Origin of the sequence: Amycolatopsis sp. NPDC024027, from assembly GCF_040638975.1 — a bacterium.
Classification (GTDB): domain Bacteria; phylum Actinomycetota; class Actinomycetes; order Mycobacteriales; family Pseudonocardiaceae; genus Amycolatopsis.
The window spans coordinates 329,562-350,747 of record NZ_JBEZYY010000009.1; the positions used below are offsets into that span (position 1 = coordinate 329,562).

The following is a 21,186-nucleotide window of genomic DNA, read 5'->3' on the forward strand; positions in this document are numbered from 1 at the left end:
ATCAGCCCCGCGCAGCCAGGGAGCAGCCCGATGACCAGCACCTCCGAACAGCCGCTGATGGTGGCCCGGACGGCGGACACCGGCGAGGACAACCCCTACCTGCTCGGCGTCTACGCCCCGGTCGGCACCGAGATCGACGCCGAAGACCTGCAGGTCATCGGCGAAATCCCGAAGGACCTCAACGGCGTCTACCTGCGCAACGGCCCGAACCCGCGGTTCGCCCCGGAAGGCCGCTACCACTGGTTCGACGGCGACGGCATGATCCACGCGGTCCACCTGGAGAACGGCAAGGCCCGCTACCGCAACCGCTGGGTCCGCACCAAGGCCTTCGAGGCCGAGTCCGCCGCCGGCAAGGCGCTCTGGACCGGCGTGATGGAGAACCCGAAGGACAACCCCTTCGGCAACACCCACGGCCTGGGGCTCAAGGACAACGCCAACACCGACGTCGTCTTCCACCGCGGCCGGATCCTCGCCACCTGGTACCTGTGCGGCTCGCCGTACGCGGTCGACCCGCTTTCGCTGGAGACCCTCGGCGCCGAAGACTTCCTCGGCACGCTGGCCGGCGACATGATGGCCCACCCCAAGGTCGACGAGGCCACCGGCGAGCTGTTCTGGTTCGACTACGGGCCGCGCCCGCCGTACCTGCGCTACGGCGTGATCAGCGCGGACGGCCGGGTCGTGACCACCACGGACATCGAGCTGCCGGGCCCGCGCCTGCCGCACGACATGGCCATCACCGAGCACTACGCGGTGCTGATGGACCTGCCGCTGGTCCAGGACCTGGCGGCGGCGAAGCAGGGCCGGCACAAGCTGCACTTCGACCGCTCGCTGCCGAGCCGGTTCGGCGTGCTGCCACGCTACGGGAACGGTAGCCAGATGCGGTGGTTCGAAGCGAGCCCGTGCTACATCTACCACGTCGTCAACGCCTGGGAAGAAGGCGACGAAGTCGTCCTCGACGTCTGCCGTGTGCAGCGCCCGCAGCCGCGTGCCGACGCGCACACGCCGCTCGCGAAGATGCTCTCCTACCTGCGGCTCGACGCCCAGCTGCACCGCTACCGCTTCGACCTGCGGACCGGCGCGTGCCGCGAAAGCGCGCTCGACGACGACAACACCGAGTTCCCGACCGTCGACGCCCGCGGCGTCGGCCGGCGGAACCGGTACTCCTACGCGGTGCACATCTCGCCCGAGTCGACGCTGAAGTTCGACGGGCTGGTGCGCCACGACAATCTTGCCGGTACGAAGACCGAATACCGGTTCGGTCCCGGCCGGTGGGGCAGTGAGGCTCCGTTCGCACCCCGCGAAGGAGTACCCGTCGATTCGGCGGACGGGTATCTGGTGACGTTCGTGCAGGACGAGCGTGAGGGACGCTCGGAACTGGACATCTTCGACGCCGCCGACCTCGCTGCCGGACCCGTGGCCAGGGTCCTGCTTCCCCAGCGTGTCCCGCTCGGTTTTCACGCGACCTGGGTCCGGGCGGACCAGCTGGAAAACCTCCGTTCATGAGATGCCATCGAGAGGGTCGTGCCCGGGACTTCCGGACACGGGGATGGTGGAGTGCGGAGACGATCGACCAGCTCGTGAAGGAGCGGGTCAGTGCCGACCCGGAGGGTCTCGCGCTGGTCGATCCACCGAACACCACCGCACTGGTCGGACGCGACCCGGTGCGGTGGACTTGGAGCCGGCTCGACGAACGCGTCGACGTCCTGGCCGCGTTCCTGCTCGCCAGAGGGGTGCGAGCAGGTGACGTAGTGGCTGTGCAGCTGCCGAACTGCTCGGCCCTGGTCCAGGCGTTCCTCGCGATCGTGCGGATCGGCGCGGTCGTCACCCCGTTCCCGGTGTCCTACCGGGAGCACGAGATGGTTCCGATGTGCCGGCGCACCGGGGCTGTCGGGGTGGTCACGGCATCCAGATACGGCGAGCACCCGCTCGCCGGGGCGGCCCTTGGGCTCATCGGCGCTTCGGCGCTGTCGGTCCGGTTCGTCGTCGCCTCGGGGGACGACGAACCGGCCGGCGCCCTGGCCTGGCCCGAAGCGCCCCTGTCCGAAGCGGAGAAATCCACTTTGGACTCGTACCGGGCCGAAGCCGACGTGAACGACTGCGTCACGATCTGCTGGACGTCCGGCACCGAAGCCGAGCCGAAGGCCGTGCCGCGCTGCCACGGAGATTGGCTGGCGACCGCCGCCGGCTGCGTCCAGGCCGCCGGGATCACCGGCGACGACGTCCTGCTTTCCCCGTTCCCGATGACGAACATGGCCGGCATCGGCGGCATGTTCCTGCCGTGGCTGCTGACCGGCGCCGTGTTCGTCCCGCACCACCCGTTCGACCTGCCGGTGTTCCTGGGCCAGCTCGCGGCCGAGCGGGTGACGTACACGCTCGCGCCACCGGCGTTGCTGACCATGCTGCTGCACAACGAAAAAATACTGTCCGAAGTGGACATTTTGGCGCTGCGGAAGATCGGGTCCGGCTCGGCGCCGCTCTCGCCGTGGCTGGTGCGCACCTGGGCCGAGCGGTACGGCATCGACCTCATCAACTTCTTCGGCTCGAACGAGGGCACCGCGCTGCTGTCCGGTCCGGTGGACATCCCGGACCCGGACCAGCGCGCGACCTACTTCCCGAACTACGCCTCGGCCGCCACTTGGTCGACCCCGGTCGCCGGGTGGACGTCGGTGCGGCTGCACGACCCGGTCACCGGCGAGCGGGTGACCGAACCCGGGCATCCCGGCGAGCTGCACATCGCCGGGCCGACGGTGTTCGCCGGTTACCTCACGGAGAGGGGCGAGCCGCTCGACACCTCGGCGTTCGACGAAGACGGGCACTTCCGCACCGGCGACGTCTTCGAGATCGACGGCGAGCGCGGGGAGTTCCTGCGGTACGTCGACCGGCTCAAGGACCTCGTGATCCGCGGCGGCATGAACATCTCGCCCGCCGAGGTCGAGGGCCTGCTGGCCGGTCACCCGGACGTCGCCGACGTCGGGGTGGTCGGCGTACCCGACGAGGTCATGGGGGAGCGGGTGTGCGCGGTCGTCGTGCCGGGTGCGCGCAAGCCGGCCCTGGACGAGCTGGTCGCGTACCTGAGGGAGAAGAACGTGGCCGCGTTCAAGCTGCCGGAACGGCTCGAGTACGCGGAGTCCTTGCCACGCAACCCGGTGGGGAAGATCCTGAAGCGGCAGCTACGGGAAAGCCTGGGGTGAGGCCATGACGGTGTTCGTGCTGGGCGGGGCGCAGACCGACTTCGCGCGCAACGTCACGAAAGAAGGGCGCGGGATCCTCGAACTGTTCGCCGAGGTCGTGCCCGCCGCCCTCGCGGACGCCGGGGTCTCGGCCGCCGACGTCGAGGTCGCGCACGTCGGGAACCTCGCGGCGGAGCTGTTCACCGGCCAGGCCCAGCTGGGCGGCGTGCTGGTGGCGGCCGTCCCGGAGCTGGACGGCGTGCCGTCGACCCGGCACGAAGCCGCGTGCGCGTCCGGCAGCACCGCGGTGCTCGCCGCGTGCGCCGACCTCGAAGCGGGCCGCTACGACCTGGCGCTGGTCGTCGGCGTCGAGCTGATGCGCAACGTCGATGGGCAGCGGGCCGCCGAGCACCTCGGGTCCGCCGCGTGGGCCGGTCACGAAGCCGTCGCCGCGAAGTTTCCGTGGCCCGCGCTGTTCGCCGACGTCGCTTCCGCCTACGACGCCCGTTATGGTCTCGATCCGGGGCACCTCGGGTTGTTCGCCGAGCACGCCTTCACCCGGGCGGCGCTGAACCCGCTGGCCCAGGCCCGCGACTGGCGGTTTCCGGCGGCCGCGTTCGGACCGGACGACGAGCTCAACCCCGTCATCGAGGGCCGCCTGCGCAAGCAGGACTGCGGCCGGATCACCGACGGCGCCGCGGCGGTCCTGCTGGCTTCGCCCGCGTTCGCCGAACGGCTCGGCGGCGGGTTCCCGCGCATCGCGGGCTTCGGGCACCGCACCGCGCACATCGGCCTCGCACCGAAGATCGCTTCCGGCGGCGAGTACCTGTTCCCGCACTTGCGCGGCGCCGTCGCCGACGCCTACCGGCGGGCAGGCGTGCCCGGGCCGGACACGCTCGACACCGTCGAACTGCACGACTGCTTCACGATCACCGGGTTGGTCGCGCTGGAGCACCTCGGCTTGGCACCGCCCGGTGACGGCGGCCGGTTCATCGCCGGCGGTGGGCTCGACGCGGCCGGGATCAACCCGGGTGGTGGCCTGATCGGCCTCGGCCACCCGGTCGGCGCGACCGGCGTCCGCATGCTGCGCGATGCGGCCCGTCAGGTGGCCGGCACGGCGGGCGAGATGCAGGTGGCGGGCGCGCGCACGGCGTTGACGCTCAACGTCGGCGGCTCGTTCACTACGGTGGTCACCATGATCGTGCAGGCTTCCGCATGAAGCTTTCGGTGTCGCTGGGCCTCTGGCAGGACCGCCCGCCGGAGGAAGCCCTCGAAACCGCGCGCGCCGCCGACGCCGCCGGGTACCCGGAGCTGTGGATCGGCGAGATGGCGACGTGGGACGCCTTCGCGCTCGGCACCGCGATCGGCGCGGCCACCGCGCGGATTTCCCTGACTTTCGGGCCGCTGGCGGTGACCGTGCGGGACCCGGCGACGATCGCCATGGGCGTCGCGTCGGTGGCGGCCCTGACCGGGCGCGCGACCGGCGTCGCTCTCGGGACGTCCAGCGACGTCGTGGTGCGCGGCTGGCACGGCCGCTCGCGGGAGCGCGCGGCCACGGCCTTGGCGGAGTCCGCCGTCGCGGTCCGGCAGCTGCTGGCCGGTGAGAAATCCACAGTGGACGGTTCGGTGGTGGGTTCGCACGGCTATCGGTTGCGGCTGCCCGCGCCGAAGTCACCTTTGACGATCGCCGCGTTCGGTCCGAAGGCCCTGGAGGTGGCGGCCAGGCACGCCGACCGGATGGTGGTCAACCTGGTCAGCCCCGCGGCCGCGGCATCCTTGGTGCGAGGTCTGCACGAAGCCGCTTCGCGGGCGGGCACCACGCCCCCGCCGGTGGCCGCCTGGGTGGTCGCCGCGGTGGACCCGGACCCGGCAGCCCTCGAACAGCTGCGGCGCGGAGTGGTCGGCTACCTGGCGGCGCCCGGGTACGGCGAGATGTTCCGCGCGGCGGGCTTCGGCGACCTGATCGACTTCGCGCGCACGCGCCCGCACCCGCGCGAGCTGCTGGCGGCGGTCCCGGTGGAGGCGATCGCGACGGTGGGCCTTCTCGGTTCGCCGGCGGACATCACGGCGAAGGCCGCCGAGTACGCCGAAGCCGGGATCGACGAGCTGGCGATCGTCCCGGCCACCAGCGACGACGACCCGGGCGGCGCGAAAACCCTCGCCGCGTGTCGATCCGCCGTCCTTCCGTTCGACGCGTAGGCATGACCGAACCCACGAAAACCACGAACCTCGACCGATCCGGGTCCGCGGCGCTGCCGTGGAGCAGGGCGCGCGACCTCCTCGCCACCCAGACCCCCAAGGAGGACCTGACGTTCTTCGTCGGGACCGTCCGCCCCGACGGGCGCCCGCACGCCGCCGGCGTCGGCGCCATCTGGGTGGACGACACCCTGTACTTCGTGAGCGGGCCCGGCACCCGCCGGGCCCGCAACCTGGCGGCGAACCCGGCGTGCAGCGTGTCGGTGCGGCTGCGCGGCCTCGACGTCACGATGGAAGGCGAGGCCCACCGGGTCGCCGAACCCGAGGTGCTGGAGCGAGTGGCGGCCGTCTACCGCGAGGGCGGCTGGCCCGCGACGGTGGAGGACGGCGGGTTCAACGCGCCGTTCATGGCGGCGAGCGCCGGGCCGGCGCCGTGGCACCTGTACCGGCTCACGCTGCACCGGGCCATCGGCGTCGCCACCGCCGAGCCGCACGGTGCCGCCCGCTGGGACTTCAGCCGCTGATCGCCGCCGCGACCAGCCCGCCGATCGCGGCCATGCCGTCCGCGTTCGGGTGCAGCGGCGCGGCGACCGACGTCGGGATCACGCTCTCGAACCACTTCACGCCGGGCAGCTTGCAGACGTCGTGCCCGATCGAGGCGGTCCGGACGTCGACGTAGCGCGCGTCGTGCGCGGCGGCTTGCCGGGCGAGCGCGGCGTTGGTCTTGTCGATGCTGCCCTGGATGTAGTTCGCGTCGCGCGGGGTCAGTGGCGCGATCGGCCAGCAGCCGTTGTGCGGCAGGTAGGTGCCGTAGCCGGCCACGAAGACGTCGGCGTCCGGCGCCTTCGCGTGGATCGCGTCCAGCAGCGCGCCCCACACGGGCTCGAACGCGGCGATCCTCTCGGCCAGCTGGTCGTGGCCGCCGGCGGTGTACCGGTCGACGCAGTCGGGGTTGATGCCGGGCAGCAGGTTGATGCAGCTCGTCGCGGCCCCGACCAGGCCGATGTCGTTGCCGCCGATCGTCACGGTCACCGTGCGGGTCGGCGCGCCCAGCGCGTCCAGCTGCGGTGGCACCGCGCCGGCCGACGTCTGCTGCGGGGCGGTCATGTCCGCCGTCGTCGCGCCCGAACAGGTGACGTCCGTCAGCGGCACGCCGAGTTCTTTCGCGGCGACGTGCGGGTAGTTCGCCAGGGAGCGGAGGCAGCCGGGGGAGGAGAGGTCGGGCGGCAGGACCAGCGGCCCGGCCGCCGCCGAATCCCCCAGTGCGACGTATTCCCCGGCGGTGCCCGCCGCCGCCGTGCCCGCCGTCGCGCCCGCCAGCGCGGTGACCAAGATCGCGATGAACGTCGTCGTCCTCACTCGCACGCCGTCCTCCTTGATGCAGTGCCGACTGTTGGTCTCCGTGACACCATCGGCACTGGGCGTCACGGGATTGACTGGGAGTCCGAGCAGAGAACGAGGGGATCGGTTGTGACCGAGCACAAGTGCGGCGGGGACCTCACCCTCGGCGGCCAGCGCGTGCACGAGCGGCTCACCCGGGAGGAGCCCGAGCTGATCGCCCGGGTGCTCGCGCGCATCCAGGCCGAGGTCGCCGACTACCGGCGGCTGCCGGTGGAGGAACTGGCCGGCGACATCGCGGGCATCACCCGGCAGGCGGTGCGGGCGTTCGCGCGCAGCCTGCGCGAGGACCGCGAGCTGAACGCGGCCGAGCTGCGGCAGGTCGGCGCGTCCGCGGTCCGCCGGGCGGAGGAGGGCTTCCCGCTGGAGGCCGTGCTGACCGCGTACCACGTCGGCGCGCGGGAGATCTTCGCCGTCGGCTCCGCCTCGTCGGGCAGTGCGGACGTCGCCGACCTCCTCGAAGTCGCGGACCGGGTGCTGGCGTTCGTCGGCACGGTCACCGGCGCGGTGACGCGGGGGTACCTGGAGGAGCTGCGGACGAAGGTCGGGCAGGAGCACACCGCGCGCCGGACGCTGCTGTCGGTGCTCGTCGACGGCGGGCCGGTCGACGTCGTCGCCCGCAGCGCCGGGATCACGCTGCCCGCGCGGTACGTCGTGCTGAGCGTCGAACTCGGGCCGCACGCCGACGAGGAGTCGCCGGGGGTGGACGCCGAGATCGCCGTCCGCCGCAAGCTCCGCCGGTTCCTGGCGGCGTTCGAGCAGGCGTGCGGTGACGGCGTGCTGGCGTCCCTGGACGGACCGGGCGGGCTCGTCCTGCTCCCGGTGGCGGGCCGGCTGACGTCGGTTCCGGAGTGGCAGGCGGTGCTCGACGCGGCCGGGCGCGCGGCGGGGGTGACCGTGCTGGCGGCGGCGGAACCGGCGGCGCCGGCCGAGGTCCGGGCGGTGGCCGCGCGGACCGGCGAGGTGCTGGACGTGCTGCGGTGGTTCGGCCGCGCACCGGGCCTGTACCGCCTCGACGACGTCCTGGTGGAGTACCAGCTGACCCGCCCGGGAGCGGCCCGCGACCGCCTCGCGGCGGCGCTCGACCCACTGGAAGCGCACCCGGAGCTGGTCGAGACCCTGGACGCGTACCTGGCCCTGGACACGAACCGCCGCCGCACGGCGGCCCAGCTCCACGTCCACCCCAACACGGTCGACTACCGCCTCCGCCGCGTCCGCGACCTCACCGGCATCGACCCACTCCACCCGGCCGGCTTGCCCCGCATCATCGCGGCCTCAGCGGCCCGCCGCGCCGCCCACCCCCGCCACTGACGCGTCGTCCACCCAGGTACGCGTGTCGTCCACCCAGGTACGCGTGTCGTCCATCGGGGTACGCGAGTCGACCCTTCAATCACGCGAGTCGACCCTCTGATCACGCGAGTCGACCCTTCCATCACGGGGCTCGCAGTACCCGGCCGGCGAACTCGCGTACCCGGACGGACGACTCGCGTACCTGAACGGACGACACGCGTGTCTGGAGGGTCGACTCGCGTGATTGGGAGGTCGACACGGCGGCGCGGGCGAGGAGACCGGTGACCAGGGCTGAGGCGAAGACGAGCGCGGCGAGGCGGGCCGGCGCGTCGAAGGTGAGTTCGCCGAGGCGGCCGAGGACGAAACCCGTGTGGAGGGCCCAGGCGACCACCGTTACCCCCGTCGCTGCCGCGGGAGAGCCGCGGTAGGCGGCTGACAGGACGACCGCGCCCAGGGTGACCAGCGCGTACCAGGGATGACCCGTCGCTCCGGCGAGGTCCGCCACGATCACCGCGGCGACCGCGGCCACGCATCCGAACGGGAACCCGAAGTCCTCTGTCATCCGCCCAGTCCAGTCCCGGGGGCGACGACGAGCGTGGCCCAGGACACTTTCCCTACACCCGGCTCCGGGATCTTTACGCGCTATTTACCCGTCACCCGGCCGATCGCGTCGGCGACCTCGGGCCAGACCGCGCGCGGCAGGTTGTGCCCCATTCCCGGGAGCACGACCAGCTCCGCGCCCGGGATCGCCTCCGCCGTCGCCTTGCCGCCGCTCACGTTGATCAGCGGGTCGGCGTCGCCGTGGACGACCAACGCCGGGAGCCGTACCGAACGCAACCCGGCGGTGCGGTCGCCGGAGGCCATGACCGCCGCCGCGTGGCGCAGCGTGCCCACCGGGTGGCGGGCGCGGTCGTAGTGCAACGCCGCCTTGGCCAGCAGGAACGCTTCGTCGTCCGGGTAGCCGGGGGAGCCGAGCCGCCGGTAGCCCTCGACGCTGTCGGCGATGGCCTGCTCGCGGGTGGTGGCCGGCGGCCGCCCCAGCAGCGCCAGCGCCCACGGCTCGGCCTGCCCGACCGCCCGGTCGCCGGTGGTCGACATGATCGACGTGACCGAAAGCAGCCGGTCCGGGTGGTCGATGGCCAGCTGCTGCACGATCATCCCGCCCATCGACGCCCCGACCACGTGCGCCCGGTCGATGCCGAGCGCGTCGAACAGCCCGACCGCGTCGTCGGCCATGTCCGACAGCGTGTACGGCGCAGTCGACAGATCGCCGGCGGCCAGCGCGGCCAGGTCCGGCGGGGGCAGGTGGTCGAGCCAGCTGGAAAGCCCGACGTCCCGGTTGTCGTACCGCACGACGAAGAACCCGCGTCCGGCGAGCAATTCGCAGAAGCCGTCCTCCCAGGTGATCATCTGGGCACCCAGGCCCATCACCAGGACCAGCGGCGGAGCCGCCGGATCGCCGAAAGTGCCGTACTCGAGCTCGAGACCGTTGGCCTGTGCGCGTGCCATACCCCGATCCTGCCGTACCCGCGCGGAGCTGGCACCGGCCCGGGCGGTGCGGTTACCGTTACGCCCCATGCCTACCTCATCCTCGGGTACGGGACAGCGTCCACGGTCACGGGCCGCGGCGGGACTGCCGGCGCTGACGGCCGACTGCATCGTCAGCGCCGCCACCACCCTCACCGCCCAGCGCGGCCTCGACAACTGGACGCTGCGGGAGCTCGCCCGCTCGGTCGAGGCCTATCCGGCGGTGATCTACCACCACGTCGGCGACCGGGACGCGGTGGTGAACGCCGTCGTCGACCGGGTCGTCGGGCTGCTGCAGCTGCCGGCCGAGCAGCTGCCGTGGCAGGAGTGGTTCACCGAGCTGCTGGCCGGCCTGCGCGCGGTGCTGCGGACCTACCCGGGCTGCGCGCGGCGGCTGGCCCTGTTCGGCCCGTCCGTCAAGGCGGCCACGCGCACCATCGACGCGGGCGTCGGCGTGCTGCTGACCGCCGGGTTCGGCCGCGAAAGCGTGCTGGCCTACAACCTGCTGCTGATGACGGCGTGCCAGTTCGTCGCGATGGAGGACGACCGCGACGGCGCACTCGCGCTGCGGATCGACAACACCGAGGAGTACGCGACCTACCGCGAGCGGGCCGACCTGCCCGGGATGGCCGAGCTGGGCGCGGCGATGCACGACCTGATGGGCGACCCGGACCTCGCCTCGGGCTATTACGCACAGCTCTACGACTACGCGGTCCGGCGATGCCTCGACGGCCTCGCGCACCGCCTGGACGAACTACACAATCCGAACATTTCGGGTTGACAGTGACTTGACAGTGCCGCGGCGTACCGTGGGCGTGCGTCGGTGGTTCGCCCACTGACCCGGAGCCCCTGGCGCCCTCCTCCCCCTCGTGGCGCCGGGGGCTTCGGTCTACCCGGGATCGCCCTGCCGCGGCGCCGGGGGCTCGCTGCGCGGCGGCTCCGCCTGGATGGCCGGGAAGATTTCGCCGACCAGGGTCACGAGTGACTTCGAGAGCAGCAGGTGCACCTGGGCCCGCGTCAGCGAGCGGCGCACGAGCCACTCCCGGCCCGCCGCCTTCACCATCCCGCCGAACGCGCGCACCAGCGCGTTGAGCTCCGGCCCGTGGTCGCTCTCCCGCGACAGCCCGACGGCCTCCAGCACGCGGTCGGCGGATTCGCGGTCGGCTTCTTCGAGGATGCGCTCCACCTCGAGGTCACGGCCGATGCCCTCGGGCGCGATCGCGGCCAGCCACATCCGCTCCTGGCTGGTGACCATGTCGAGGAACCACTCGATGGCGACGTCGGCGCGCAGTTCGAGCGGCCCGTCGGGGAGGATCTCGACGGCCAGCCGCGGCACGGTCAGCGCGCGGCGGATGATCTCCAGGTACAGCTCGCGTTTCGTGCCGAAGTAGTGGTTGATCAGCCCCCGCGCCACCCCCGCCGCGGCGGCTATGTCCGAAGTGGACACTGCGGAATAGGGACGCTCACCGAACAGCCGCGCCGCACAAGCGTAGATCTGTTCCTTCCGTTCGTCCGGTTCCAGTCTTCGCCATCTCGGCGCCGGCTCGGTGTTCATCCGCCCATCGTCGCACGGGCCGTTGCGCCGGGCAGGGTAGTCGGCACGATGTCGGAAGTGCCGTCGCCCCAATACACGATCGGGGCACGGTCAGTCCGGCAGCGTGATCGGCGCGATGTCCGCGAAGCCGTCACCCGGGCCCGGATTCGCCGGATCGGTTACCCCGCCGAAGTGGTGCAGCACGCCCCACACCGCGTTCAGCGCCGTCTGCACCGCGCCCTCGGCCCAGCCCGCCGTCCACGAGATGTCGTCGCCCGCCAGGAACAGGCCCCGGTACCGCGGCGGCAGCTCGTCCTGCACGAAGTGCGTGAACAGCCGCTGCTGGTAGCGGTAGTGGCCGGGCAGGTTCGCCTTGAACGCGCCCATGAAGTGCGGTTCGGCCTCCCAGGACACGGTCACCGGGTCGCCGATGATGTGCCGGCGGACGTCGACGCCGGGGTAGATCTCACGCAGCGACTGGAGCATCACTTCGACGCGCTCGCCCACCGACAGCGGCAGCCACTTCAGCGAGTCGTCGGCCCACGTGTAGGACAGGCAGATCACCGCGGGCGCGTCCGGGTCGTCGCCGAGCAGGTACGTGCCGCGCGGCATCCGGTCGGTGAGCGTCATGCTCATCGCGTCGCGGCCGGTCGCCGGGTCGCGGTCCAGCCAGAACGGCCGGTCGACCGGCACGAACACCTTCGACGACGCCATGTAGTGCGTGCGCTCGATCGCCGTCCAGTGGTCGATCGGGAACAGCGCTTCGTCGCACTCGATGTTCGACAGCAGCATCCAGCTCTGTGCGGTGAACACCGCGGCCGGGAACGTCCGGATGTGCCCTTCGGTGTCCGTCACGGTGATGTTGCCGGGCGCCGTCCGGTGCAGCCGTGCGACGCCGGGTTGCGGCCGGCCGCCGTGCAGCGTGCTCAGGCTGGTGCCGGCCGGCCAGAAAGCGATGTCTTCCGGGGCGTGCTCCCACAACCGCAGCGGGAGCTGCCTGCTGCCGCCGGCGATGCTGCGGTGCTCGTCGTCGGCTCCGGTGTAGACGACGCGCAGGATCTCCAGGATGGAGTTCGGGAAATCGGTGTCCCAGCCGCCGGTGCCGAAGCCGACCTGGCCGAAGATCTCGCGGTGGCGGAAGGAGGCGAACGCGGGGGAGTCGCAGAGGAACCCGTAGAACGTCTGGTTGTCCAGCCGGGGGACGAGGTCGTTCCACAGCCGCTTGATCGTCTTCGCGTCGCGGTCGCGGATCGCCGTCTGCATCTCGGCGAAGGACGCGTGCTCGGCCAGAGTCCGGTCCCACGCCGTGGCGACCTCGCGGAAGACGGCGGGCAGATCCTCGGGCGTGCGCGCGTAGTGGCTCTGCCCCTTCAGGTCCACGACGGTGCTCGGCGTCCCCGGCGCCAGCGGGTTCGGGAACGGCGTGGTCTCGAGCCCGACCTTGTCGATGTAGTGGAACAGCGCGGTCGACGCGGGCGGGAAGCGCATCGCGCCCATTTCGGCGACGACGTCGTCCGGGCAGCCGGGGAACCGCACGGTCCGCAGCCGGCCGCCGAGCTCGGCGACTTCGTACACCACCGGCCGCAGGCCCAGCTTCATCAGCTCGTACGCGGTGACGATGCCGGAGAGGCCGCCGCCGATCACCGCCACCTCGGTGCCGTGACGCTCGGCGGGCAGCGAGCCGAGGCCGGCGGGGTGGGCGAGGTGGTCGTCGTAGGCGAACGGGAAGTCCGGCCCGAACATCGTGATCGGGCGGCCCGCCGGTTCGTCGTGGTGGATCGCGGTCGGGACGGCGGAGGTCATGCGGTGGTTCCCCGGTACAGTTCGGGCCGTCGGTCGGCCAGGTGGGTGTTCTCCAGGCGGGACGCGGCCAGTGCCTCCCGCGTGACGTCGGCGGCGATCACGCCGGGCCCGGCGCCGGCGCGGGCGAGCACCTCGCCGGTCGGGGCGACGACGCAGGACCGCCCGCAGTAGGTCAGCTCCCGCTCGGTGTCGCAGCGGTTCGCGTAGGCGACGAACAGCTGGCTTTCGTAGGCGCGCGCGGGCACGAGCGTGTCCGCGACGATCTCGTAGGGACTCATCAGCGCGGTCGGCACGACCAGGAGCTCGGTGCCGGCGAGCGCGTGCGCGCGGACCAGCTCCGGGAATTCGACGTCGTAGCAGATGAGCAGCCCGACCCGGACGCCGCCGAGCTCGGCCTGCACCACGGCTTCGTCGCCGGGGGTGAACCACGCTTTGTCGAGGTCGCCGAAGAGGTGCGTCTTGCGGTAGTTCGCGAGCCGGCGGCCGGTCGCGTCGATGAGCTGGACGCTGTTGTAGACGTGCTCGCCGTCGGTTTCCGGGTAGCCGTACGCCAGCGCGGTGCCCGTCTGCCGTGCCAGTGCGGACATCCGGGCCGCCGTGGGCCCGTCGGCGGGTTCGGCGAGCTCGTGCGTGCGCGCGCCGATGTGGTAGCCCGTCGTGATCATCTCCGCGGTGACGACGAGGTCGGCGTCGATCCGCGGCAGGTCGCCGAGCGGGCCCTGGTGGATGGCGACCCTCATGCCAGCCTCGACTTCCGGATCCCGTAGCCGAAGTAGATGAGCAGGCCCAGGACCATCCAGGCGCCGAAGACCAGCCAGGTGGCGCCGTCGAGGCTGAGCATCATGTACGCGCAGCAGAGCACGCCCAGGACCGGCGTCACCGGCGAGAGCGGGACGCGGAACGAGCGCGGCCGGTCGGGCTGACGCTTGCGGAGCAGCAGGACGGCCACGTTGACCAGCCCGAACGCGAACAGCGTCCCGATGCTGGTGGCGTCGGCCAGCTTGCCGAGCGGGATGAAGGCGGCCAGGACCGCGACGAAGGCCGAGACGACCAGGGTGTTGATCCGCGGCGAGCCGGTCTTCGCGTCCACTTTGGACAAGGCGGGCGGGACCAGGCCGTCGCGGGACATCGCGAACAGGATGCGCGTCTGTCCGTAGAGGACGGTCAGCACGACGCTGGAGATCGCCACGATCGCGCCGACGGCCAGCAGCCCGGCCCAGAACGGGTTGTCCGAGACGACGTCGAGCACGTGCGAGAGCGCGGCCTCCTGGCCGTCGAACTGCTGCCACGGCAGGGCGCCGACGGCGGCCACGGCGACCAGGCAGTACAGCACGGTGACGATCCCGAGGGAGAGCAGGATCGCGCGCGGGAGGTCGCGTTGCGGGTTCTTCGCCTCCTCGCCGGCGGTCGAGGCCGCGTCGAAGCCGATGTAGGAGAAGAACAGCTTGGCGCCGCCGGCGCTGAGCCCGGCCAGCCCGAGCGGCAGGAACGGCGTGAAGTTCTTCGCCTGCACCGCGCTGAAGGCGATCGCGCAGAACAGCACCAGCGTGCCGATCTTGACCACGACCATGACCGCGTTGGCCCGCGCGCTCTCCTTCGCGCCCGACAGCAGCAGGAGCATCGCGAGGACGACGACGAGGATGGCGGGCACGTTGACGACCCCGCCCGAGCCCGGAGGCTGGCTCAGCGCGTCCGGGATCGCGAAGCCGAAGGCCAACCGCAGCAGTTCGTTGAGGTACTGGCCCCAGCCGACGGCGACGGAGGCGACCGAGACGCCGTATTCGAGCACCAGGCACCACCCGCAGACCCAGGCGACGAGCTCGCCGAGCGTGGCGTAGGTGTAGGAGTACGACGAGCCGGACAGCGGGATCATCCCGGCCAGTTCGGCGTAGGACAGCGCCGAGAACATCGCCGTGACGCCGGCGAGCACGAAGGAGAGCACCACCGCCGGGCCGGCCACCGGGACGGCTTCGCCGAGCACGACGAAGATGCCGCTGCCCAGCGTCGCCCCGATGCTGAGCATGGTGAGCTGCCCGAGGCCGAGCGACCGCTTCAACGTGCCATGATCACCTTCGGCGACCAGGTCGGCGACCGGTTTCCGCCGCACCGTCGCGGCTCGCAAAGTCATGCCGACGACGGTAACGGTCGTTTCCGGAGCGGAAAACACGAGAACGTTGCACGTACAGATGAATCACAGGTGATTCATTGCACAGCGGCGTCGGATCATGGCGATTCGTTCCACCGGAAAATTCGGTCGAGCTTGGGTGTCGGATCCCGCGTGAGCCGTTCGTGGAGGGGGTGAGCGGCCGCCACGAGAGCGCCGCCACGAACCACAGGGGATGAAGATGTCCGAGCTCGTCGCGCGCCGCATGTACGACCTGGTCGAGCCGATCGGCCTGGTGCCCTACTTCGCCGACGAGTCGGACGAGGCCCTGCTGGCGCTCGGCCTGCGCAACGTGTGGGACGCCTACTTCGCCGGCCGGGCCGCGCCGCTCGGGCGTGGAGTGCCGGCCGAGGTCGTCCACGCGATCTTCTACAACTTCGCTCCCGGCGAGGTGGCCCGGCACCTCCCGCGTGTCTGGGACCTGACCACGCCCGAGGCGGCGCTGTCCGCCCGCGAGCGGGGCTGCGTCGCGGGAATGCGGCGGATTCTCGGCGCCCTCGCCGACGACCCCGGCGTCGCCCGCGCCGGCGACCTCCTGCTGAAGGCGGCGACCAGCGCACCGGTCGAGGGCCGCCCCCTGTACGCCGCCTTGCGCGCGCTCCCGGTACCGCAGGAGCCGGTGGCCCGGCTCTGGCACGCGGCGACCCTGCTGCGCGAGCACCGCGGCGACGGCCACACCGTCGCGCTGGTGGCCGAGGGCATCGGCGGGACGGAGGCCCACGTGCTCCACGCCCTGTCCGTCGACCTGCCCGCGAAGGACTTCGGCCGGGTCTGGCACCTCCCCGCCGCGCAGCTGACCGCGGTCATCGACGGCATGCGCGCCCGGGGCCTCGTCGGCACCGACGGCTGGCTCACCGAGGCCGGCCGGGCCACGAAGGAGCGCGTCGAAGCCCTGACCGACCGGCTCGCCGAAGCCCCCTACAACGCCCTGACCCCCGCCGAACTCGCCCAGCTCGTGGCCGACCTCGAACCGATCTCGGCCACCTTCCGCAAGACCTTCCCGATGTAACCAAGCATCACCCGTGCTCCGGTAGGCATCACGCGTGATTCGCCGGGCATCTCGCGTGATTGGAGGGGCATCACGCCGATGCCCCTCCAATCACACGTGATGCCCCTCCAGACACGGGTGATGCCTGTCCAATCACGGGTGATGCCTCTCCGGTCACGCCGGGGCGGCGGGCAGGAGGAGGGTGAACGTGGGCGGGTCCGGGCGGCTCAGCCGGAGCCGGCCGCCTTCGGCTTCGGCGAGGCCGCGGGCCAGGCGCAGGCCGATGCCGTGGCCGGTGGGCGTCGTCGCGAACGGGTCCGTCTCGCCGAGGGCCGGGCCTTCGTCGGCGACGTCGATGGCGAGCGCGTCCCCGACGTCGCGGGCCAGCACCGTGACCGTGCCGCGCCCGTGCGTCGCCGCGTTGTCCAGCAGCACGCCGAGCACCTGCCGGACCGCCGCGGCCGACGCGTGCGTCGGCGGCGGGTCCTCGCGGAGGATCCGCAGACTCCGTCCCTGCGGCCCGAGCAGGGCTTCGCCCGTCTGCCGGAGCTCGTCGAGGAGCCGGCCGAGGTTCAGCTCGGCGCGCTGGCCCCGGCGTTCCCGGCCCAGCGCCAGGAGGTCTTCGATGGTGCGTTCCAGCCGGTCGGCCGAGGCGATGCCGGCGCGGATCGCCGCGTACGGGTCGGCGGCCGGGGTCTCCAGCGCGGCTTCGAGCTGCAGGCGCAGCCCGGTCAGCGGGGTGCGCAGCTGGTGTGACGCCTCCGCGGAGAACGCGCGCTCGCGTTCCAGCGTTTCGCCGATCCGGGTCGCGGTCGCGTCCAGTGTCTCGCCGACCTGGTCGATCTCGGGGATGCCCGCCCGCGGCGACCGGACGGTGAAGTCGCCGTCGCCGAGCCGCCCGGCCGCGGCGGCCAGCTCCTCCAGGGGCCGGACGAGCCGCTTCGTGAACCGCCGGGCCAGCAGCCAGCTCGCTCCGATCGCCCCCGCCGCCAGCAGGGCCATGGCGTGCCAGGTGAGCGCGATCCGCACGGTCAGCGTGGACGACGGCATCGCGGACCGGACGACCCCGGTCACCCTGGACCCGCTGAGCACCGGCACGGCCAGCACCAGATCGTCGCCTTCGCTTCCGGTGACGACGTCCATCGTGGCGCTCGCCGCCTGCTGCTCGATCGGGCCGGCGGCGGCCGGGCCGTGCCCGGCGATCAGCCGCCCGTCCGGGCTGTAGACCCCCACCTCGGTGTCGGCGTCGTCCCCGTCCCCGTCGCCGTGCGGGGGCACCTCGGGCGGCAGCCCGGCGTCCAGCGCATGGGACACCGAGAGCGCGACCGTGTCCGCGGCCCGTTCCAGCTCGGTGGTGGTGTCGTCGTGGTAGTACCGCGTCGCGGCTATGCCCAGCGGCAGCGCGAACAGCACGGTCGAGACCAGGGCGGCCAGCACCGTGAGCGAAATGATCCGGCGGCGCACGGCTACCCTTCGGCGGCGGTGCGCGCCGGGTCTTCCAGCCGGTAGCCGTGCCCGCGCAGGGTGGCGATCCGCGGCACCTGGTCGTCGGGCCCGGCGGCCGCCGAGAGCTTGCGGCGCACCGCCGCGATGTGCACGTCCAGCGTCTTCGTCGAGCCGTACCAGTGCGCGTCCCAGACCTCGGACATCAGCGTCTCCCGGCTGACCGCGACGCCGGGCTGCTCGGCGAGCCGGGCCAGCAGGTCGAACTCCTTGGCCCGCAGCGCCACTTCACGCCCGCCGAGGATGGCGCGGCGGCCGGCGATGTCGACGGTCAGCCCGGCGATGGTCACCGGAGGCCGCGCCCCGGCCGGTGCGCCGCGCCGCAGGTGCGCTCGCACCCGGGCGAGCAGTTCGCCCAGCCGGATCGGCTTGGTGAGGTAGTCGTCGGCGCCGGCGTCGAGCCCGACGACGACGTCCATTTCCTCCTGTCGCGCGGTGAGGATGACCAGCACCGCGGCGGGCAGCGCGGCCCGCAGGCGGCGGCAGACCTCGACGCCGTCCAGGTCGGGCAGCCCGAGGTCGAGCAGCACGAGGTCGAAATCGCCGGGTTCGGCGGCTTGCAGGGCGGTCCGCCCGTCGCGGCGCCAGCACACCTGGTGACCGTGCAGTCGCAGGGTCGATTCGAGCACGCTGCCGATCGCCGCGTCGTCTTCCACCACCAGCAGGTTCGGCATGCCGGAAGCCTAACCAACCGCACCGCGGATTCCGGACGGCTGTGGCCTATTCCGCCCGCGTCGCGAGGCCGATCTGCGATATCCGCACCGAAGCGGCGGCGAGGGCCTCGGTGAACGCGGCGACTTCGCCGGGCCCGAACCGGCTGCTGGGCCCGGTGATCGCGAGAGCCGCCAGCAGCCGCCCGTCGCCGTCGTGCACCGGCGCGGCGACGCTGGAGGCGCCCGGCTCCGGCTCGCCGTGACTGACCGCGGCGCCCTCGGCACCGTCGAGAACGCGCCCGGCGGCCCCGAAGCCGAGCGGCAGCTCGTCGCCGACGCGGCCGACGTGCCGGATGGCCAGCGGCCCCTCCTGCTGGGCCACGCAGACGAGCACGGCGGTGCTGCGCACGTAGAGGTTCACCGTCTCCCGGCATTCCCGGGCCAGCTCCCGCAGCACCTGGCGGACCGGCTCGGGCAGCTGCCACGCCGTGTTCGCCAGCTGCGCCCACCGCAGCATCCCGGGCCCGACGGTGATCCGCCCGTCCGGCCGCGTCCAGAGCAGGCCGCGCTGTTCGCAGGTGGCGACCAGCCGCAGCACGGTCGTCTTCGCCAGGCCGCTGGCCGTCGTGAGGTCCTTGACCGCCCAGGTCCGGCGGTGTTCGGTGAAGAGGGCGAGCAGGTCGAACGCGCGGAGCACGCTGCGGACCGATCCGTCTTCTTCTGCCTTCATGAGCGACCCCGTCCGCCTGGTGGACCCAGCGTACCGCCAGGCGGACCGGTTCAGGTCACATGTCGCTCGAACGCCGCAACCGTCGGTGCATTGAATGACTCATTCCTGACGTCGGACGTCATGAATGAGTCATTCACGGCGTTCCCGCGCGCGGTCCACCCGGCTGACGGCGGCGGTGCGGCAGGAGCCGGCTGGGCCGGTTCAGGCCACATGTCGCTCGAACGCCGCAATGGTCGCGGCGAGCACGTCCCCACCCGGCCGGGCCCACAGGTCAGCGTTGAACACCTCGACCTCGATCGGCCCGGTGTAGCCCGCGGCCTCCACCGCCGCGCGCAGGTGGCGGTGGTCGATCGGGCCGTTGCCGGGCAGGGCGCGGCCCAGCAGCGGGTCCGGGAGCGGCACCAGGATGTCGCACACGTGGAACCCGGCGATCCGGCCGGCGGCCGCGGCGATCGACTCCTCGATCCGCGGGTCCCACCAGACGTGGAACTCGTCCACGATCACCCCGACCTGATCGACGGGGTGCTCGAGCGCGATCGCCAGCGCCTGGTCCACAGTGGACAGCACCGATCGCTCCGCGCACTGCATCGGGTGCAGCGGCTCCAGGCCCAGCCGGACCCCGCGCTCCCCGGCGTAGGGCGCCAGCGAGCCCACCGCGTCGGCGACCCGCTGCCGGGACGCGGCGAGGTCGTTGCCCGCGATCCCGCCCACGACCAGCACGAGCACGTCGGCGCCGAGCGCGGCGGCTTCGTCGATCGCCTCCCGGGTCTGCGTCACACCGTCCACAGGGGACCCCTCGGGCGTCACGCCGGTGAAGAACCCGCCGCGGCACAACGACGAAACCCGCACCCCGTGCTCCTTGAGCAGCCGCGCGGCTTCGTCGACGCCGGTTTCGGCGACCTTGTCGCGCCACAGCCCGATCCAGCCGACGCCCGCCTCGGCGCAGCCCGCCACCGCCTCGGGCAGCGACCAGGACTTCGTGGTGATCTGGTTGAGGCTCAGCCGGGGGTCCATCACACCACTCCCGCGACCTGCAGCAGCGGCCGCATCCGGGCCTCGGCCAGCTCGGGGTCGGCCAGCACGCCGGCCTCGTCGGCGAGCCGCAGCAACGTCGCCAGGTGGGTGATCGTGCGCGCGGATTCCTGGCCGGCGATCATCCGGAAGTGGTCCTGGTGGCCGTTGAGGTGGGCCAGGAACACCACGCCGGTCTTGTAGTGCCGGGTCGGCGCGCGGAAGACCTCCCTGGCCAGCGGCACGGTGGGGTCGAGCAGGGCGCGGAACCCGGCTTGGTCGCCGTCGTCGAGACGACGCAGCCCCGCCGCGGCGACCGGGGCGATCGGGTCGAAGATGCCCAGCAGGGCTTCGCTGTGGCCTTCCGCGTCGCCGGCGATCAGCTCGGGGTAGTTGAAGTCGTCGCCGGTGTAGCAGGCGACGCCGTCCGGGAGGGCCCGGCGGAACTCGATCTCGACCTCGGCGTCGAGCACCGAGACCTTCACCCCGGCGATCGTGGCGGCGTGCTCGGCGCAGAGCGACGCCAGCTCGCGGGCGGCGGCGCGGACATCGTCGTGGCCCCAGTAGCCGGCCAGCGCCGGGTCGAACTGCTCGCCCAGCCAGTGCAGCAGAACCGGCCCGCCCGCCTCGGACAGGAGCTTCCCGTACGCCGCGTGGTAGTCGTCCGGGCTCTTGGCGGCGGCGGCCAGCGCGCGACTGGCCATCACGACCGGGATCGCGCCCGCGCCGGAGACCAGGCCGAGCTGCTCGCGCCAGGCGTCCACAATGGACGACACGGTGGCCGGTCCCGGCGGCAGCTGGTCGGTGCCGACCCCGGCGCACCAGCGCCGCCCGGCCGCGACCGCGCCGGTGCGGGACACCAGCTCCTGCGTCGTCGCCCAGTCGAGGCCCATCCCGCGCTGCGCGGTGTCCATCGCCTCCGCGACGCCCAGCCCGCACGACCAGAGGTGCTCGCGGAAGGCCAGCGTCGTGTCCCAGTCCACGGCGTAGGGCTCGTCGGCCAGCGCGTCCGCGACGACGTGCGCCGCGGCGTAGACGATGCGAGACGCCGGCGGCGACTGTGGCGTCGGCGGGGGCGCGGGGGGCCGTGGCCCGGACGGCGACCAGTTCAGCAGCTCGCCGCCGGGGGCCGGGAGCACGAGCATCGAGGACCTCCGGAAGGGTCAGAAAGCGCTTTCTCAACCCACGGTAGGGCCTGTGCCGCGCCGCGACAAGGCCC

At 72.5% G+C, this 21,186-nt stretch carries 20 protein-coding genes; 8 read left to right on the forward strand and 12 right to left on the reverse strand.

The annotated features are described in order from the left end of the window. The first annotated feature begins 30 nt into the window (after window positions 1–30). The 5 genes from AB0F52_RS23840 to AB0F52_RS23860 are packed head-to-tail and all read left to right on the forward strand — an operon-like array spanning window position 31 to window position 5,890. Window positions 31–1,503, forward strand: coding sequence for a carotenoid oxygenase family protein (locus AB0F52_RS23840; RefSeq protein ID WP_360174847.1), 1,473 nt, complete (start codon window positions 31–33; stop codon window positions 1,501–1,503). Beyond that, window positions 1,500–3,191, forward strand: a complete 1,692-nt coding sequence (locus AB0F52_RS23845) for a class I adenylate-forming enzyme family protein (protein WP_360174850.1) — start codon at window positions 1,500–1,502, stop codon at window positions 3,189–3,191. Before AB0F52_RS23840 ends, AB0F52_RS23845 begins: the two co-directional genes overlap by 4 nt. Before the next feature lie 4 nt (window positions 3,192–3,195). After that, entirely contained in the window at window positions 3,196–4,389 is a 1,194-nt protein-coding gene (locus tag AB0F52_RS23850; protein ID WP_360174853.1) for an acetyl-CoA acetyltransferase, read from the forward strand. After that, entirely contained in the window at window positions 4,386–5,369 is a 984-nt protein-coding gene (locus AB0F52_RS23855; RefSeq protein ID WP_360174856.1) for an LLM class F420-dependent oxidoreductase, read from the forward strand. The genes AB0F52_RS23850 and AB0F52_RS23855 overlap by 4 nt, the downstream gene beginning before the upstream one ends. A 2-nt stretch (window positions 5,370–5,371) precedes the next feature. Beyond that, complete coding sequence (locus AB0F52_RS23860) at window positions 5,372–5,890, forward strand: pyridoxamine 5'-phosphate oxidase family protein (RefSeq protein WP_360174859.1); 519 nt, start codon at window positions 5,372–5,374, stop codon at window positions 5,888–5,890. On the opposite strand, the gene AB0F52_RS23865 is transcribed toward AB0F52_RS23860, so the two are convergent. Continuing rightward, window positions 5,880–6,725, reverse strand: a complete 846-nt coding sequence (locus tag AB0F52_RS23865; protein ID WP_360175040.1) for an SGNH/GDSL hydrolase family protein — start codon at window positions 6,723–6,725, stop codon at window positions 5,880–5,882. The genes AB0F52_RS23860 and AB0F52_RS23865 overlap by 11 nt on opposite strands. A 111-nt stretch (window positions 6,726–6,836) precedes the next feature. Between AB0F52_RS23865 and AB0F52_RS23870 the strand changes: the two genes are divergently transcribed. Beyond that, entirely contained in the window at window positions 6,837–8,075 is a 1,239-nt protein-coding gene (locus AB0F52_RS23870; RefSeq protein WP_360174862.1) for a helix-turn-helix domain-containing protein, read from the forward strand. Between the two features lie 121 nt (window positions 8,076–8,196). Here AB0F52_RS23870 and AB0F52_RS23875 read toward each other — a convergent pair whose 3' ends face one another. Beyond that, window positions 8,197–8,616 (reverse strand): hypothetical protein, encoded by a 420-nt coding sequence (locus AB0F52_RS23875; protein ID WP_360174865.1) that lies wholly within the window; start codon window positions 8,614–8,616, stop codon window positions 8,197–8,199. An 80-nt stretch (window positions 8,617–8,696) separates the two neighbouring features. Continuing rightward, on the reverse strand, window positions 8,697–9,563 hold the full coding sequence (locus AB0F52_RS23880) for an alpha/beta hydrolase (protein WP_360174868.1): 867 nt from the start codon (window positions 9,561–9,563) through the stop codon (window positions 8,697–8,699). Between the two features lie 67 nt (window positions 9,564–9,630). Between AB0F52_RS23880 and AB0F52_RS23885 the strand changes: the two genes are divergently transcribed. After that, entirely contained in the window at window positions 9,631–10,362 is a 732-nt protein-coding gene (locus AB0F52_RS23885; protein WP_360174871.1) for a TetR family transcriptional regulator, read from the forward strand. A 108-nt stretch (window positions 10,363–10,470) separates the two neighbouring features. Here AB0F52_RS23885 and AB0F52_RS23890 read toward each other — a convergent pair whose 3' ends face one another. The 4 genes from AB0F52_RS23890 to AB0F52_RS23905 all read right to left on the reverse strand — a co-directional run bounded on the left by AB0F52_RS23890 (window position 10,471) and on the right by AB0F52_RS23905 (window position 15,046). Continuing rightward, entirely contained in the window at window positions 10,471–11,136 is a 666-nt protein-coding gene (locus AB0F52_RS23890) for a TetR/AcrR family transcriptional regulator (RefSeq protein ID WP_360174874.1), read from the reverse strand. 90 nt (window positions 11,137–11,226) lie between these two features. Next, complete coding sequence (locus tag AB0F52_RS23895; protein WP_360174877.1) at window positions 11,227–12,918, reverse strand: NAD(P)/FAD-dependent oxidoreductase; 1,692 nt, start codon at window positions 12,916–12,918, stop codon at window positions 11,227–11,229. Then, the gene (locus tag AB0F52_RS23900; RefSeq protein ID WP_360174880.1) at window positions 12,915–13,658 is read right to left on the reverse strand and encodes a carbon-nitrogen hydrolase family protein; all 744 of its coding nucleotides are present in this window, start codon (window positions 13,656–13,658) and stop codon (window positions 12,915–12,917) included. The genes AB0F52_RS23895 and AB0F52_RS23900 overlap by 4 nt, the downstream gene beginning before the upstream one ends. Beyond that, complete coding sequence (locus AB0F52_RS23905; protein ID WP_360174883.1) at window positions 13,655–15,046, reverse strand: amino acid permease; 1,392 nt, start codon at window positions 15,044–15,046, stop codon at window positions 13,655–13,657. The genes AB0F52_RS23900 and AB0F52_RS23905 overlap by 4 nt, the downstream gene beginning before the upstream one ends. Before the next feature lie 211 nt (window positions 15,047–15,257). Between AB0F52_RS23905 and AB0F52_RS23910 the strand changes: the two genes are divergently transcribed. Then, window positions 15,258–16,091 carry a MarR family transcriptional regulator gene (locus AB0F52_RS23910; protein ID WP_360174886.1) on the forward strand — a complete coding sequence of 278 codons (834 nt, stop codon included), beginning with the start codon at window positions 15,258–15,260 and terminating at the stop codon, window positions 16,089–16,091. 153 nt (window positions 16,092–16,244) lie between these two features. Here the strand turns inward: AB0F52_RS23910 and AB0F52_RS23915 are convergent, their stop codons facing one another. From AB0F52_RS23915 to AB0F52_RS23935, 5 genes are all read right to left on the reverse strand, one after another. Next, window positions 16,245–17,534 (reverse strand): HAMP domain-containing sensor histidine kinase, encoded by a 1,290-nt coding sequence (locus AB0F52_RS23915; RefSeq protein ID WP_360174889.1) that lies wholly within the window; start codon window positions 17,532–17,534, stop codon window positions 16,245–16,247. A 2-nt stretch (window positions 17,535–17,536) separates the two neighbouring features. Beyond that, window positions 17,537–18,247, reverse strand: coding sequence for a response regulator transcription factor (locus AB0F52_RS23920; protein ID WP_360174892.1), 711 nt, complete (start codon window positions 18,245–18,247; stop codon window positions 17,537–17,539). Window positions 18,248–18,293: 46 nt separating this feature from the next. After that, window positions 18,294–18,956 (reverse strand): IclR family transcriptional regulator, encoded by a 663-nt coding sequence (locus tag AB0F52_RS23925; protein ID WP_360174895.1) that lies wholly within the window; start codon window positions 18,954–18,956, stop codon window positions 18,294–18,296. A gap of 201 nt (window positions 18,957–19,157) precedes the next feature. Beyond that, window positions 19,158–19,970, reverse strand: a complete 813-nt coding sequence (locus tag AB0F52_RS23930; RefSeq protein WP_360174898.1) for a sugar phosphate isomerase/epimerase family protein — start codon at window positions 19,968–19,970, stop codon at window positions 19,158–19,160. Next, on the reverse strand, window positions 19,970–21,112 hold the full coding sequence (locus AB0F52_RS23935) for a dihydrodipicolinate synthase family protein (protein ID WP_360174901.1): 1,143 nt from the start codon (window positions 21,110–21,112) through the stop codon (window positions 19,970–19,972). The genes AB0F52_RS23930 and AB0F52_RS23935 overlap by 1 nt, the downstream gene beginning before the upstream one ends. Window positions 21,113–21,186: the final 74 nt, after the last annotated feature.